At 66.3% G+C, this 15,855-nt stretch carries 7 protein-coding genes and 1 pseudogene; 6 read left to right on the top strand and 2 right to left on the bottom strand.

Annotation, left to right across the window (positions count from 1 at the left end):
- The 4 genes and pseudogenes from RMO40_RS23995 to RMO40_RS23980 all read left to right on the top strand — a co-directional run.
- A partial coding sequence (locus RMO40_RS23995; protein WP_489660235.1) for a 2-oxo acid dehydrogenase subunit E2 occupies positions 1–1,123 on the top strand: 1,123 nt, incomplete at its 5' end.
- Complete coding sequence (locus tag RMO40_RS23990; protein ID WP_309726212.1) at positions 1,120–1,692, top strand: MFS transporter; 573 nt, start codon at positions 1,120–1,122, stop codon at positions 1,690–1,692. The genes RMO40_RS23995 and RMO40_RS23990, both read left to right, overlap by 4 nt.
- A gap of 2 nt (positions 1,693–1,694) precedes the next feature.
- Positions 1,695–3,491 (top strand): annotated as a pseudogene (gene lpdA / locus RMO40_RS23985) (dihydrolipoyl dehydrogenase).
- A gap of 105 nt (positions 3,492–3,596) precedes the next feature.
- A complete protein-coding gene (locus RMO40_RS23980; RefSeq protein ID WP_309726210.1) occupies positions 3,597–4,598 on the top strand; it encodes an alpha/beta hydrolase in 1,002 nt (333 codons plus the stop codon).
- Here the strand turns inward: RMO40_RS23980 and RMO40_RS23975 are convergent.
- Complete coding sequence (locus tag RMO40_RS23975) at positions 4,595–6,463, bottom strand: TolC family outer membrane protein (protein WP_309726209.1); 1,869 nt, start codon at positions 6,461–6,463, stop codon at positions 4,595–4,597. The two genes, RMO40_RS23980 and RMO40_RS23975, sit on opposite strands and share 4 nt — an antisense overlap.
- Positions 6,464–6,728: 265 nt before the next feature.
- Here RMO40_RS23975 and RMO40_RS23970 point away from each other — a divergent pair, with 265 nt between their 5' ends.
- Both RMO40_RS23970 and RMO40_RS23965 read left to right on the top strand, forming a co-directional pair.
- Entirely contained in the window at positions 6,729–7,445 is a 717-nt protein-coding gene (locus tag RMO40_RS23970) for a transglutaminase-like cysteine peptidase (RefSeq protein ID WP_309726206.1), read from the top strand.
- Positions 7,446–7,557: 112 nt separating this feature from the next.
- Positions 7,558–9,486, top strand: coding sequence for an EAL domain-containing protein (locus RMO40_RS23965; RefSeq protein ID WP_309726204.1), 1,929 nt, complete (start codon positions 7,558–7,560; stop codon positions 9,484–9,486).
- 683 nt (positions 9,487–10,169) lie between these two features.
- Here the strand turns inward: RMO40_RS23965 and RMO40_RS23960 are convergent.
- Complete coding sequence (locus RMO40_RS23960) at positions 10,170–15,824, bottom strand: cadherin-like domain-containing protein (protein ID WP_489660236.1); 5,655 nt, start codon at positions 15,822–15,824, stop codon at positions 10,170–10,172.
- Positions 15,825–15,855: the final 31 nt, after the last annotated feature.

The following is a 15,855-nucleotide window of genomic DNA, read 5'->3' as shown; positions in this document are numbered from 1 at the left end:
AGGGCCTGCGCAAGCTGCCGCCAAGGCTTCGACAGGCTCAGCCCGAACGGAGGTGGTGAGGTCAGCCCCAACGGAGGTGGTGAGCGCAGCCAAAACGGAAGTGGTGGCAGCAGTCGCGACGCCCGCGGAGCGCGTGGTGCCCACGGCTGCTCTGCCAGCGCACGAACCGGCCTCGTCCACCGGCCACCTGCCGCACGCCTCGCCCAGCATCCGCAAGTTGGCCCGTGAGCTCGGTGTGCCGCTCGATGAAGTGAAAGGCAGTGGCCCCAAGGGCCGCATCACCCACGACGACGTGCACGCGTTCGTCAAGGGCGTGATGGCCGGTGAGGCGCAGACCAAAGCGCAGTCGGCCAAGGGCGGCGGCGCGCCAGCCGCATCGGGTGGTGCCTTGCCCGGCCTGCTGCCCTGGCCGCAGGTCGACTTCACCAAGTTCGGTGCAGTCGAGCGCAAAGACCTGTCGCGCATCAAGAAGATCAGCGGCGCCAATCTGCACCGCAACTGGGTGGTGATCCCGCACGTCACCAACCACGACGATGCCGACATCACCGAGCTCGAAAACTTCCGTGTCCAGCTCAACAAAGAGAACGAAAAGGCCGGCATCAAGGTGACCATGCTCGCCTTCCTGATCAAGGCCAGCGTCGCGGCGCTGAAGAAGTTTCCCGAGTTCAATGCATCGCTCGACGGCGAGCAACTGGTGCTCAAAAAATACTTCCACATCGGCTTTGCCGCCGACACGCCCAATGGCCTGATGGTGCCGGTGATCAAGGACGCCGACCAGAAGGGCATCTTCCAGATCAGCAAGGAAATGGGCGAGCTCGCGGCCAAGGCGCGCGAAGGCAAGCTGAGCCCGGCCGAGATGAGCGGGGGCTGCTTCAGCATCAGTTCGCTGGGTGGCATCGGCGGGCGCTATTTCACGCCCATCATCAACGCGCCCGAGGTGTCGATCCTCGGTGTGTGCAAGTCCAGCACCGAGCCGGTGTGGGACGGCAAGGCCTTCCAGCCCCGCCTGATGCTGCCGCTGAGCCTGAGCTGGGATCACCGTGTGATCGACGGCGCCGCCGCGGCGCGCTTCAACGCCTACTTGGGCCAGATCCTGGCGGACTTCCGGCGTGTTCTGTTGTGACGACGGTGGTGGTGGTGCGCAAGGCCGGCCAGGTGGCGATTGCCGGTGACAGCCTCGTCACTTTCGGCGACACGCGCCTGCCGCATGGTTATGAGAACAACGAGAAGCTCTTCAAGGTGGGCTCCTCGTGGATCGGCATGGCCGGCACCACGGCGCACTTTCCGGTGCTGCGGCGCGCCCTCAACTGGCTGCCGCCTGAAGACCTCAAGCTCGACTCGCGTGACGAGGTGTTCGACACCTTCCTCAAGATCCACCCCAAGTTGAAGGAAGTTTTCTACCTCAACACCAAGGAAGACGACGCCGACCCGTACGAGAGCTCGCAGTACACCGCGTTGATTGCCAACGCCACCGGCATCTACGGCGTGTACTCCTACCGCGAGGTGTTCGAGTTCGACCGCTTCTGGGCCATCGGCTCGGGCCGCGCGTTTGCACTCGGCGCCATGTTTGCCTCGTTCGACCGCGTCAAGACCGCGCGCGAACTGGCGGAGATCGGCGTGCGCGCCGGTTGCGAATTTGACAAAAACTCCGATGGGCCGACCAAGGTCCAGACGATGAAACTGAAAGTGTGAACATGGCCACGATCGAGATCAAGGTTCCCGACATTGGTGACTTCAAAGACGTCGCCATCATTGAAGTGCTGGTCAAGGCCGGCGACACCATCGCGAAAGAGCAGTCGCTGGTGACGGTGGAAAGCGACAAGGCCTCGATGGAGATCCCTTCGTCGCATGCCGGTGTGGTGAAAGAGCTCAAGGTCAAGGTGGGTGACACGATCAACGAAGGGTCGCTGTTGTTGACGCTGGAGTCGGCAGAATCCGTTCGGCCTGAGCCTGTCGAAGGGCCGCGAGCCAGTGCGGCAGCGGCTTCGACAAGCTCAGCCCGAACGGACGTGGGGAGCCCAGCGCGAACGGAGACAGTGGCTGCGCCGGTCGCTGCATCGCACACCGGCGGCTCCGATTTCGAATGCGACATGCTCGTGCTCGGCGCCGGCCCCGGCGGCTACTCGGCCGCTTTCCGCGCGGCCGACCTTGGCCTGAAGACGGTGCTCGTCGAGCGTTTCGCCACGCTGGGCGGCGTGTGCCTGAACGTTGGCTGTATTCCGTCGAAGGCCTTGCTGCACGTGGCCGGTGTGATGGACGAGGTCAAGCACTTCGACTCACTCGGCATCAGCTTCGGCGAGCCCAAGGTCGACCTCGCCAAGCTGCGCGCCCACAAAGAGAAGGTGATCGGCAAGCTGACCGGCGGCCTCGCCGCCATGGCCAAGATGCGCAAGGTGACGGTCGTTCAAGGCACCGGTGAGTTTCTCGACCCGCACCACCTTGGCGTGACCAAGGCCGACGGCGGCAAGCAGGTGATCAGCTTCAAGAACGCCATCATCGCGGCCGGTTCCGAGGCGGTGAAATTGCCCTTCATGCCGAAGGATGACCCGCGCATCGTCACCTCCACCGGCGCGCTCGAGTTGCGCCAGTTGCCGAAGAAGATGCTGGTGATCGGCGGCGGCATCATCGGGCTGGAAATGGGCACGGTCTACAGCAGCCTCGGTGCCCGCCTCGACGTGGTCGAGATGATGGACTCGCTGATGCTCGGCGCCGACCGTGACCTGGTCAAGGTGTGGCAAAAGATGAACGCGCCGCGCTTCGACAACATCATGCTCAAGACCAAGACGGTCGGGGCCGAGGCCACCAAGAAAGGCATCCTCGTCAAGTTCGAAGGCGAGGGTGCTCCCAAAGAACCGCAGCTCTACGACCTGGTGCTGCAGGCCGTGGGCCGCGTGCCCAACGGCAAGCGCATCGGTGCCGACAAGGCGGGTGTGGTGGTGGGCGAGCGAGGCTTCATCCCGGTCGACATCCAGATGCGGACCAACGTGCCGCACATCTTTGCGATTGGCGACATCGTCGGCCCGCCGATGCGGGCCCACATGGCAAAGCACGAGGGCCACGTCGCAGACGAGGGCGAAGCCGGGGAGTAACGCGAGGCGTTTGACGCGCGCGTGATCCCGAGCGTGGCTTACACCGACCCCGAGGTGGCCTGGGTCGGCGTGACGGAAGATGACGCCAAGGCCAAGGGCTTGAAGGTGAAGAAGGGCCTGTTCCCCTGGAACGCCTCGGGCCGCGCTATCGCCAACAACCGCGACGAAGGGTTCACCAAGCTGCTGTTCGACGAAGAGACGCACCGCATCGTCGGCGGTGGCATCGTCGGCACACACGCGGGCGACATGATCGGCGAGATTGCGCTGGCCATCGAGATGGGCGCCGACGCGGTCGACATCGGCAAGACCATTCACCCGCACCCGACGCTGGGTGAAAGCATCGGCCTCGCGGCCGAAGCCTTCGAGGGTGCCTGCACCGATCTGCCGCCGGTCAAGCGCTGAACGCACTTCGCGCCGCTGCGAGGCGATTTCGTCGCAACGCGGTGTTGATGGGGCGGCGCATGGTTTCCAATACGGCTCGTTCTCGACGAGCCACCTGGAGACTCCATGACCCTCAACTCTCTGATCCGCCTGACTCTTCTTTGGCTGGCTGCGAGCCTCGTGCCACCAGCACTCGCGGCGCCGTTCGCCGCGGGTTACGAACGCCTGCAGGCGGCCGATGGCTCCGAGAAACCGCTTGAAGTGGCGCTGTGGTACCCCACCGAAGCGGCCGCCGAGGCGGTCGATCTCGGCCCATTCACGCTCAACATCGCCCGTGGCAGCGCCGCTACCGGCAAGGGTTTGCCGCTGGTCGTGATCTCGCACGGCAATGGCGGCTCGTCGCTCGGTCACCACGACACAGCGGTGGCGCTGGCCCAGGCCGGCTTTGTGGTCGCGGCTGTCACGCACACCGGCGACAACCATGCCGACCAGAGCAAGGAGGCTTCGATGATGGAGCGCCCACGCCACGTCAGCCGGGTGATCGACCACCTTTTGACGAAGTGGCGTGACCGAGATCGCCTGGATGCCCAGCAAATCGGCGTGTTCGGCTTCTCGTCGGGTGGCTTCACTGCATTGACCGTGGTCGGTGGCGCTGCCGACCTGGGCCGTGTCGGCCCGCATTGCAAGCAACACCGTGGTGACTATGCCTGCCAGGTGATCGCCCGGCGACCCAACGAAGCTGCGGCTGTGGGAACTGCAGGCGTTCAGTCGGCCCGTGATGCGCGCGTGCGCGCCGCCGTCGTGGTGGCACCAGCACTCGGCTTCACCTTCACGAAGGAATCGCTGGCAGCCGTCTCGGTGCCGATCCAGCTCTGGCGTGCCGAAGACGATGCGGTGTTGCCGCACCCCTGGTATGCCGAGGCTGTGCGTGCGGGGTTACCGAAGTCGGTGGACTACCGCGAGGTGCCCAAAGCCGGGCATTTTGATTTCCTGGCACCTTGCACTGCGCGCTTTGCCACGATGGCGCCACTGTTGTGCAGCAGCCAGCCCGGTTTCGACAGGGTGGCGTTTCACCGCGAGTTCAACTCGGCGGTCGTGGGTTTCTTTCAGCGCTCGCTGAAACCCTAGCGGTTGCTTTCCTTGACGATGAACCACTGGCCGTCGATCTTTTGCCAGGTCAGCGTCTTGATGCCCACGTCGTTGAAGTCGGCCGAGCGGTAGGTCTGCTTGAAGCTGGTTTCCACTCGATCGGCAGCAACCGTGTTGGTCAGGATCTCTTCGACCTTCACGATGATCGGGCCCTTCTTGCTGACCATGGCGCTGCGCTTGGCCTTCCAGGCGTTGGTGTTGCCCAGAGTCGAGCTGAAGCCGGGCGAGTAGAAGCTCAGGTAGCGTGCCACGTCCTTGGCTTCCCACGCGGCGGCCCAGTCGTTGAGCCGGCGCACCGTCAGGCCGGCCGGGGTGTTGTCGACGGGCGAGTCCGGCGCGCGCACGGTGGGCGACACCGCCGACGCGGCCAGCGGTGCGCTGCGCGCAGTGGGCACCACGGGGGTGTTTTGGTTCAGACCGGCGGCACGCTTGTTCAGCGCCTCGATGTCGATGTTTTCCATCTCGATCGCAACTTCGGGGCAGCGGGTGGGCCCGTCTTCGCCGATGGCCCATTGTTCGGATTCGGCCGGCGCCTCGGGGGCTCCCTCACCACGCGTCAGGCCCAGCTGCAAGCCCAGGCGGTTGACGGCGGCTTGTGTGCGGGCAAAGGCAATGCCGAGGTCGTATTCGGCGTTGGCGTAGGAGCGCTTGGCGGTGTAGAGCTCGTTTTCGGAGTTGAGCAAGTCGAGCAGGCTGCGCTGGCCGATGTCGAACTGCTGGCGGTAGGCGTCGCGCGCCTTTTCGATGGACAAGGTGTTGCGGTCGAGGTACAGCAACTGATCGGCCAGCTTGCGGGTGTCGTTGTAGGCAATGGCCACCACCTGGCGCGTGTCGCGGCAGGCTTTGTCGCGCATGTCGGCCGCCTGGTTCACCAGGTTGACCTGCTGGCGGATGCGCGCGCGGTCGGCGCCACCGTTGAAGAGGTTCCAGTTCAGCACGATCTCGGCCGAGCTGTCGCGCGACTGGTCGCGCACACCGTCGAAGTTTTTGCCGCCACCCGAGCGCACGCGGGCTTCGACCGTGGGTTGGTAGGCCGACTCGCGCACCGAGGCCAGGGCACGCGCAGAGCGCAGCATCTCGACGCTGGCGCTGATGGCGGCGCTGCGGCGCACCGCCTCGGTTGAGGCTTCGTTGGCGTTGGAGGGCACACCTTGTTTGAACAAGGCGGGCAGCGGGAGGCCCTTGGGCGGCGCTTCGCCCACGATGCGCTGGTAGCGCGCCGACACGTCGTGCAGATTGGCCACTTCGGTGCTCAGGTTCGACTCGGCCAGGGCCAGGCGGGCACCGGCTTGTTCGAGGTCGACCCCACGGCCCACGCCGGCCTTGAAGCGCGACTGGATCTGATTGAACGCGCTTTTGTGCTGCACGTAGTTGTCTTCAGCCAGTTGCACCAAGCGGCGGTAGCGCAGCACGTCGTAATAGGCGCGGGTGGTTTCGAGTGCGGTTTGTTCGGTGACGTCGAGCACTTCGAAGTAGCGCGCGAGTTTTTCGTGTCCCAGGCGGCCCACTTCATTCTGTGTGGCCAGGCCGTCCCACAGCAGTTGGCTGAGCGACAGGGCGGCGCCGCTGCGGTTGAGCGATTGTGTTTCGGGCGTGCGCGTGCTGAGCGTGTCTCGGTCTCGGCCGACCGATGCACTCAGGTCCAGGCGCGGGTAATAGCCGCTTCGTGCCACTGCCACGGCGTCTGCCGCGGCGCGGTAGGCATTGAAGCGTGCAGTGACCTCGGGGTTGGCACTGATCGCCTTCTGTGCCGCCGCTTTCAAGGCCTCGTTGCTTTGTGCGCCAGCGCCTGCGGCAAACAGCAAGGCAATTGCAGCAAACAAGGCTTGGGGCTTGAAACGCATTCGATCGGGGCTTTCTGGGTACACCTGCGGGGCATAGTGAGGGGTTCCTTCACTGCGCCGCGAGTTTAGCTGGCACCCCCTTGCGGGCGGCCCCCCTGTCCGCATGAACGGCTGGGACTATTTCACGCATGGCTTGACGGCGTGGTCGTTTATGCGCCTGAAGCTTGTTTGCCGAATGCGACCGCTGCCCCAGCGCACGGCGCGCGAAGGCCTCAAGTCACCTGCGCGGGTGACGACAACATGGCGTTCACCCCCAGGATGCCCGGTGCCCGACGCTCCCCCGAAACACGCCCCCCCAGGCCACGCGCCCGCGCGCGGGGCTTCGGTGCGCCTGCGGGGCCTGGTCTGGCTGCTGGTGCTGGCCCTGTTGTACCCGGTCATGCCCACGCAGGCCTGGGACGCCGAGCGCATGCTGGCCGTGGCACGCAAGTTGTCGCCCCGCGCGGCGACCGGCGTGCAGGCCTTGCAGCCCTTGCTGACCCAGGGGCTGGACCAGAACGAGCTCGGCCAGCTGCAGGCCATCAACCAGTTCTTCAACCAGCGCATCGTGTTTCGCGACGACACCGAGGTGTGGGGCGAAATCGACCACTGGGCCAGCCCGCTCGAGACGCTGGACAAGGGCCAGGGCGATTGTGAGGACTACGCCATCGCCAAGTACTTCAGCCTGCTCGCGATGGGCATGCCCATCTCCAAGCTGCGGCTGGTCTACGTGCGGGCCCAGATCGGCGGGCCAAATGGTGCCGTGCAGGCCCACATGGTGCTGGCCTACTATGCGGCAGCCGGCGCCGAGCCGATGATTCTGGACAACCTGATCACCGAGGTGAGGCCCGCGTCTCGCAGGCCGGACCTGGTGCCGGTGTTCAGCTTCAACAGCGAAGGCTTGTGGCAAGGTGTGGGACCGACGGCGGCAGGTGACCCGACGGCGCGCTTGTCGCGCTGGCGCGAGGTGCTTGCGAAGGCGCGTGCAGAAGGGTTCCAATGAAGAAATCGACGCCCCAAGGTCCGCCTCTTCGCGGCGGCCCGCCCCCCGAGGGGAGCCAAGGAAAATTGGGAACGGCCCGGCGTTTCCTTGGGTACAAGAAAAGGAAGAAGGCATGTCGCTGATTCGCCAGATCTGGCTGTTGTTGCTGGGCACGGTGCTGCTCGCATTTGCCGGCAGTGTCACGGTGGCCGTGGAGTCGGCGCGCGGTTACCTGCAAACCCAGCTGCGCTTGAAGAACGCCGACAACGCCACCTCGCTGGCTTTGGCGCTCTCACAGCAAAAAGGCGACCCCGAGTTGATGGGCCTGTTGATGTCGGCCCAGTTCGACACAGGGTTCTACCGCCGCATCCGTTTCACCGCCGCCGATGGCAGCGTGCCCTTCGTGCGCGAGGCCCAGGCCACCGAGTCGTCGGCCCCCGCATGGTTCGTGAGCCTGGCGCCGATCGAGAGCGAGCCGGGTGTGGCTCAGGTGTCGGATGGCTGGCGCGCGCTGGGCAAGGTCGAGGTGGTGAGCCACACCTTCTTTGCGCACGACGAGCTGTGGGGCGGCAGCCTGCGCTCGGCCTTGGCGCTCGGTCTCGTCGGCTTGATCGCAGGCGGTGTGGGTACGCTGGTGGTGGCGCGCATTCGCAAGCCGCTCGACTCGACGGTTGAGCAGGCGCATGCGCTGGTGGCGGGTGAGTTCAAGACCGTGCCCGAGCCGCGCGTACCCGAACTGCAGCGCCTCACACGCGCCATGAACACCATGGTGAACCGCCTGCGCGTCACCTTCCAGGCCCAGGCCGAGCAGCTTGACACCCTGCACAAGCAGGCCAATTGCGACCGCCTCACCGGCGTGTCGAACCGGGCGCATTTTCTGGGGCAGCTGTCGGCGGCCCTGCAGCGCGAAGACGGCACGGCCGAAGGCGGCCTGGTGCTGCTGCGGGTGCTCGACCTGACGGGCATCAACCGTCACCTGGGGCACGCCGGGGCCGACCGTGTGATCACCACCATCGCACAAGCCTTGCGGCCGTATTCGGAGCGAGCCAAGGGCTGCTTTCTCGGTCGCTTGAACGGCTCGGACTTTGCTCTGTGCCTGCCGGTGCCCGGTGTGGCGCGCGAGACAGCGCAGGCCTTGTCGGATGCGCTTGCCGTGGTGCTGCCCAGCCTGGGGGGTGGTGCCGGGGTCTGCATGGGCGCGATCGAACTGCGGCGTGACATGACACCCGGCCAGGTGATGAGCGCGGCCGATGCGGCGCTGGCCCGCGCTGAAGCGCGTGGCCCGTTCACGGTGGAGCTGGGCAACGAGCCGGCCAACAGCGTGGCCATGCTGGGCGAGGGCGCCTGGCGCCAGCGCATCCGCGAGGCGCTGGCGCAAGGGCGGGTGCACCTGGTGAGCTTTCCGGTGGTGAACGCACGCCGCGACGTGATCCACCTCGAATGCCCGCTGCGCCTGCAGCTCGAAGAACAAGGCGCCTTCGAGCCGGCTGCCCGCTGGCTGCCGCTGGCCATGCGCAGCAAGCTCACTGTCGAGATCGACGAACGTGCGCTCGCGCTGGCCTTGGCCGAAGCCGGCGGCGATGGGCAGGCGCGCTGCGTCAACCTCTCGCCGGCCTCGCTGACCGACAGTGGTTTTGCGTCTCGTTTGCGTGCTCTGTTGTGGGACTCACCCCGCGTGGCGCGCCTGATCTGGCTCGAAGTGGCCGAAAGCGCTGCCGTCGAGCACTTTGATCTGCTGCAGGAGCTGAGCCGCCAGCTGCGCCCCACCGGCGTGCGCCTGGGGCTGGAGCACGCGGGCGAACGGCTGGGGCTGATCCCGCGCCTGTTCGAAGCCGGGCTCGACTACGTGAAGCTCGATGCCGCGATGGTGTCGGGTGTGGGGACCGACGAGCACCGCGCGACGTTTGTGCGCGGCACGGTGACCTTGTTGCATGGGTTGTCGTTGCAGGTGTATGCGGAGGGTGTGGCCGATGCCGCTGATGCGAAGGTCTTGTGGGAGTGCGGCATCGACGGCGCTACCGGGCCTTGGATCAGTGCGCAGCAGGGGGCGGTGCCGGGCTGAGTTCGCTGAGGCTTTGCTTCGCCCCGCCTCGCACCGGCCGTTCGGGCTGATCCTTCGACAAGCTCAGGACGGGGTCCGCTTCGCGGATCGAAGCCTTGTGCTCGCTTCGCGATGGTGTTTCTTCCCACTGCGCGGGACCGCGTCGGGATGTGCCCCCGACAGGGCAGTAACTTTCTTTTGCTTCGCCAAAAGAAAGTCACCAAAGAAAAGGCGACCCTGCTCGTCGGTCGGTCCTCGGGACCGACTGCTCTGCGCTGCTCGGTATTTTCAGCTCGCGCAGAAATCGCTACGCGCCTTGCAGGCCGCGCTCAAACAGCCGCGCGAAGTCAGATGTGGAGGCGCGCTGTCGCGCGCTGCTGCAAAGCCCTGCGCTGCTCGACGACTCACCAAGGGGCCCGAAGAGCAATACGTCGCTTGCTTCGCAAGCATTCCATCCACGCCTCGCTTCGCTTCGGCGAGGGCGGGCCAAGCCCATCAAGCCGAGCGCAGCGTGGCCGGCTGGTGTTCGTCTCCCCCTTCGGACGAGTCCGCTGGGGTCGCTTCTTTGCCTCCTTTCTTGTCGACACAAGAAAGGAGGTCGGCCGCCGGGCCGAACACCCGGCGCGGCCTCACGCAGTGAACAAGATCAGCGACGAGCGGCACAGCTCATGGCTTCCCGCCCCCGCGGGAATGACGAAGACCCATCAGCTCCCGTCAACAATCAACTTCGACTTGCTCAGCAAGTCTTGAATGACCTGCTGGTCGGTGCTGAAGGTTCCCGCCGCTGTCAGGTCCACACCTTGCAGCGTGATCGACTGGTCGGTCGCACCGGCGTTGAAGCCACCCGAGTAAGCGCCGCTGCTGCTGATCTGGATCGTGGTGTTGCCACCGCTCACCGTGAAGTGCAGGTAGTTGGCCAGGTTGCCGGCATTGCCCGACACGCTGGCCTCGCCTTGCAGCAGGTCGCGCAGGTCGAGTACGTCGCCGCCGGCAGCCGGGGTGGCGTTGTTGAAGTCGGTGACGATGTCGGACGCCGGCGTGCCCACCGCGCCGCGGTCGGCGAGCTCCCAGCGGAACACGTCGGCCCCGGCGTCGCCGCGCAACACGTCGTTGCCCGCGCCGCCCACCAGGATGTCGTTGCCGGCCCCGCCGCGCACGCCGTCGATGCCGGCGCCGCCGTTGAGGTAGTCGTCGCCAGTGCCACCGTAGATGAAGTCGGTGCCGTTCTGGCCGTAGATCACATCGTTGCCGCTGCCGCCGTTGGCCACATCAGACCAGGTGGTGATGGAGGTGTTGCCGGCCGCGTTGTTGGTGGCGGTGGTGTCATCGGCTTCGTTGGTGAGGAGGCCCGTCGTGGCGCTGGTGAGCGTGGTGTCGTCGGCCAGGTTCATGATCTGGGCCGCCGACACGTTGGCCTGCGTTGCGGTGGCGCCGCTCACCGGGTGCGTGGCCGTACCCGAGTCGCCCAGGTAGATGGTGTCGTTGCCCGCGCCCGACTGCACGTAGTCGTTGCCGGCGCCGGTGTTGAAGGCCTGCTGGATGGTGCCGGTGGTCTCGGTCCCGGTCTGCGCGGGGATGCTGCCTGCCACGCCCTGCGAGACGGCGACGTCGAGCCCGCTGCCGACCTGGCTCACCGAGTACACGTCGGCGCCAGCTTGGCCAATCAGGGCGTCGGCGTTGAAGGTGGCGATCTCGTCGAGCGGGATGCCGAGGTTGGCGGCCTCCACCGTGACCGGAACGTTCACCGAGGTGACAGCCGTGGTGCCGGTGGTGACTTCGGTAGAGGTGGCTACCGCGGTCATGCTGGCCGTGCCGACGAAGCCGCCCGGCAGCGTGAGCGACAGTTGCGCACGGTTCCAGGTCGTGATGTTGACCGACGTGCTGCCGGCGGCAGCGGTGAAGGTGTTGGAGCCATCGCTGAGCACGGCTCCCACGGGAATGCCTTGCATCTGCACACTCAGCGATTCGGAACCGTCGGTGTCGTTCAGACTGGCCAGCACCGGCGCGAGGTACACGCGGCTTTGCACGCTGCTGTTGTAGACCACCGAGTAGTAGCCGCCCTCGCCGGTGCCCGCGTTGGGCACGAAGTCGCTGCGCTGGCCGCCGGCGGCGTCGACCTGGGTGATGCTCTGGAAGAGCTGGAAGTTGGCCGTCGACACGTCGACCGCGGTGGCTCCGTCCACGCTCAGGTTGAGGTCGTAGCTGCCGGGGCCGCTGGTGTTGTAGATCATGAACTCCAGGCTGTAATAACCGGTCACCGTCGGGGTGAGGGTGCTCGAGGTGAAGGTGCCCATGCCGGCCTGTCCTGAGCCGCCCCACTGGCCCGACAGCAAGGTGGTGCCGCCAACTTCAAGGCGCACGGTGTCGTCGGCATAGCCCGAGAAGGTGTAGCTGCGGCCGGCTTCGAGGTAGATCAGGCCTTGCACGCGGTAGGCGTCGTCGTCGGTCACCTGCACACCGGTGTCGCCGGTGAGGTTGCCCGCCACGCCGATGTTGCTGATGAGGGCGCTGGAGGTCGGCACCGCCGTCTCGATGCCGACTTCGCCGACGTTGGGGTTGGTCGAGCTGGCCCCCGAGGCCAAGGTGGCAATGTTGTCGAAGTAGTCGCGTGTGAGGCCGACCGAGGTCAACGTGGACAGGACGCCTGTGACCTGCGACGACACGTTGTGCGTGAGGGTCGGCGCATCGGTCACTGGGGTGATGTCGATGCGCACCGTGGCGGCGGCGCCGTCGGTCACGCCGTCGTTCGGCGTGAAGGTGAAACGTGCGTAGTCGGCTTGGCGGTTGCCCACACCGGCGCCGCCGTAGGCGTCGATGCCCGACTCATTGGCATCGGGGACGAAGCGGAACGAGCCGGCATCGATGGTGGCCTTGCTGATGACCGAGCCGGTTGTGGCGTTGACCCAGGTGGTGCCGTTGAAGGTCTGCAGCGTGCCGTCGGCCGGCAGCGTGGCAACGCGGATGCCCAACGAGGCGGCGGCGGTGTCGATGTCGGTCACGCCGAACTGGGCCCAGGTGAAAACCACGGCCGTGTCTTCGGTGCCCGACACATTGGAGCCGGTGGCCACCGGAGCGTCATTGACGGCGTTGACCGTGATGGCCACGGTGTCGACATCGGTCAGCGTGCCGCCGGTGCCGGTGTTGCCGCCATCGCTGGTGCTCATGGTGAGCGTGGCCGCGCCGTTGAAGTTGGCGGTGGGCACGTAGGTGACGTTGGCGGCCAGCGTGGCGTTGATCTGCGCCAGCGTGCCGGTCAGCGTGACCGTGCTGGTGCCGCTGTTGGCGATGCCGGCGGTGCCGCCGGTGACGGTGAGGCTGCCGTTGGTGACGTTCAGCACCACGGTCATGCTGCCGCTGGCGGCGTCGACGTCGGCCATGCTCAGGCCGGTGATGGCGCGTGGCGTGTCTTCGTTGGTGACCTGTGCGGCCGGCACGGTGTTCACAGGCGCGTCGTTGACGGCGGTGACTGAGATTCCCAATGTGGCCGTGCTCGTCAGCGCGCCGTCGGTGAGGGTGTAGGTGGCCATTGGCACCGGCCCGTTGTAGTTGGCGGCGGGCGTGAAGGTGTAGGCGCCGGTGCTGTTGATGACGAGCGTGCCCACACCGGCCAGCGTGGCGGTGGCGCCTGCGACGTAGGTGGTGCCGTTGACCACGAACTGCGTGACGGTGCGCGAGGCACTATCGACATCGGTGTCGTTGGTGAGCACGTTGCCGGACACGGCGGTGTCTTCGTTGGTTGTCGCCGCGTCGTTCACGCCGACCGGTGCATCGTTCACCGCGGTCACGGTGATGTCGAGCGTGGCGGTCGAGGTGAGCGAACCGTCGCTCAAGGTGTAGGTAGCGGTTGGGACGGCACCGTTGTAGTTGGCGGCGGGCGTGAAGGTATAGCTGCCGTCGGCGTTGATGAGCAAGGTGCCGACACCCGGTTTGGCCGCGGTGGTGCCCGCGGCATAGGTGGTGCCGCCGACCACGAACTGCGCGACGGTGCGCGAGGCACTGTCGACGTCTGTGTCGTTGGTGAGCACGTTGCCGGAGACGGGCGTGTCTTCGGCGGTGGTGGCGGCGTCGTTCCTTCCGGCGGGTGCGTCGTTCACCGCGGTCACGGTGATGCCGAGCGTGGCGGTGGAGGTGAGCGAACCGTCGCTCAGGGTGTAGGTGGCAACCGGCACCGGGCCGTTGTAGTTGGCCGCAGGCGTGAAGGTGTAGGCGCCGGTGCTGCCGATGAGCAACGTGCCCACGCCGGCGATGCTGGCCGTCTGGCCGGCGGTGAAGCTGCCAGCGACACCGGCGACGGTGAACTGGGTGACGCTGAGCGTCGTGCCGGTGTCAGCGTCGGTGTCGTTGGTCAGCACGTTGCCCGTGAGCACGGTGTCTTCGGCCACCGTGGCGATGTCGTTCACGCCCACCGGCGCATCGTTGACCGGCGTCACGGTGATGCCCAGCGTGGCGGTCGAGGTAAGCGAACCGTCGCTGAGCGTGTAGGTGGCGACCGGCACCGGGCCGTTGTAGTTGGCGACAGGCGTGAAGGTGTAGGCGCCGGTGCTGCCGATGAGCAACGTGCCCACGCCGGCGATGCTGGCCGTCTGGCCGGCGGTGAAACTGCCTGCGATACCGGCCACGGTGAATTGCGTCACCGACAAGGTGGTGCCGGTGTCGACGTCGGTGTCGTTGCTCAACACGTTGCCGGTGCTCACGGTGTCTTCGGCCGTGGTGGCTGTGTCATTCACGCCCACCGGTGCGTCGTTCACCGGAGTGACCGTGATGGACAGTGTGGCGGTGGAGGTCAGCGAACCGTCGCTCAAGGTGTAGGTGGCAACCGGCACGGCGCCGTTGTAGTTGGCAGCCGGCGTGAAGGTGTAGCTGCCATCGGCGTTGATGAGCAGGGTGCCCACACCCGGAATGGCCGCGGTGGTGCCCGCGCTGACCGTGCTGCCGTTGACGGTGAACTGCGTGACGGTGCGCGAGGCGCTGTCGACGTCGGTGTCATTGGTGAGCACATTGCCGGAGATGGGGGTGTCTTCGGCGGTGGTGGCGCTGTCGTTCACACCGACAGGCGCGTCGTTGACTGGGGTGACGGTGACGGACAGCGTGGCGGTCGAGGTGAGCGAACCGTCGCTGAGTGTGTAGGTCGCAACGGGCACGGCACCGTTGTAGTTGGCCGCCGGCGTGAAGGTGTAGGCGCCGGTGCTGCCGATCTGCAGCGTGCCGACACCGGTGATGGTGGCGGTCTGGCCTGCGGTGAAGCTGCCTGCGACACCGGCGATGCTGAACTGCGTGACCGTGAGCGAGGTGCCCACGTCGACATCGCTGTCATTGGCCAGCACGTTGCCGCTGAGCACCGTGTCTTCAGCGGTGGTGGCCGTGTCGCTGGCGCCCACAGGTGCATCGTTCACCGGCGTGACGGTGATGGCGAGCGTGGCGGTCGAGGTGAGCGTGCCGTCGCTCAGGGTGTAGGTGGCGGTCGGAACGGCGCCGTTGTAGTTGGCCACCGGCGTGAAGGTGTAGACGCCGCTGCTGTTGATGACGAGCGTGCCCACACCGGCCAGCGTGGCGGTGCTGCCCGCGGCATAGGTGGTGCCGCCCACGACGAACTGCGTCACGCTGAGCGTGGTGCCGGTGTCGACGTCGCTGTCGTTGCCGAGCAGGTTGCCGCTCAGCGCGCTGTCTTCGGGCGTGGTGGCGCTGTCGTTTGCGCCGACCGGTGCATCGTTCACCGGGGTCACGGTGATGCCGAGCGTGGCAGTTGAGGTGAGCGAACCGTCGCTCAAGGTGTAGGTGGCGATCGGCACGGCGCCGTTGTAATTGGCCACCGGGGTGAAGGTGTACGAACCCGTGCTGCCGATGAGCAGCGTGCCCACACCGGCGATGCTGGCGGTCTGGCCGGCGGTGAAGGTGCCGGCGATACCGGCCACGGTGAACTGCGTCACTGACAAGGTGGTGCCGGTGTCGACGTCGGTGTCGTTGCTCAGCACGTTGCCGGTGAGGGTGGCGTCTTCTGCCGTTGAAGCCAGGTCGTTCACGCCCACCGGTGCGTCGTTGACCGGGGTCACGTTGATGCTGAGCGTGGCGGTGGAGGTGAGCGATCCGTCGCTCAAGGTGTAGGTGGCGACCGGCACTGGCCCGTTGTAGTTGGCAGCCGGCGTGAAGGTGTAGGCGCCGGTGCTGTTGATGACGAGCGTGCCCACACCAGCCAACGTGGCGGTGCTGCCTGCGGCATAGGTGGTGCCGCTGACCACGAACTGCGTGACGGTGCGCGAAGCGCTGTCGACATCGGTGTCGTTGGTGAGCACGTTGCCGGACACGGGTGTGTCTTCGGCGGTGGTCGCGGCGTCGTTCACACCGACCGGTGCATCGTTCACCGGGTTGACGGTGATGGACAGCGTGGCGGTG

This window comes from Rhizobacter sp. (genome assembly GCF_031412075.1).
Classification (GTDB): domain Bacteria; phylum Pseudomonadota; class Gammaproteobacteria; order Burkholderiales; family Burkholderiaceae_C; genus Rhizobacter.
The sequence above is the reverse complement of the archived record's forward strand: the minus strand, read 5'-3'. Positions and strand labels throughout refer to the sequence as shown.

Coding starts and splice junctions, on each gene's coding strand:
- RMO40_RS23980 (WP_309726210.1), top strand. CDS start 3,597: ATGACCCTCAACTCTCTGATCCGCCTGACTCTTCTTTGGCTGGCTGCG.
- RMO40_RS23975 (WP_309726209.1), bottom strand. CDS start 6,463: ATGCGTTTCAAGCCCCAAGCCTTGTTTGCTGCAATTGCCTTGCTGTTT.
- RMO40_RS23965 (WP_309726204.1), top strand. CDS start 7,558: ATGTCGCTGATTCGCCAGATCTGGCTGTTGTTGCTGGGCACGGTGCTG.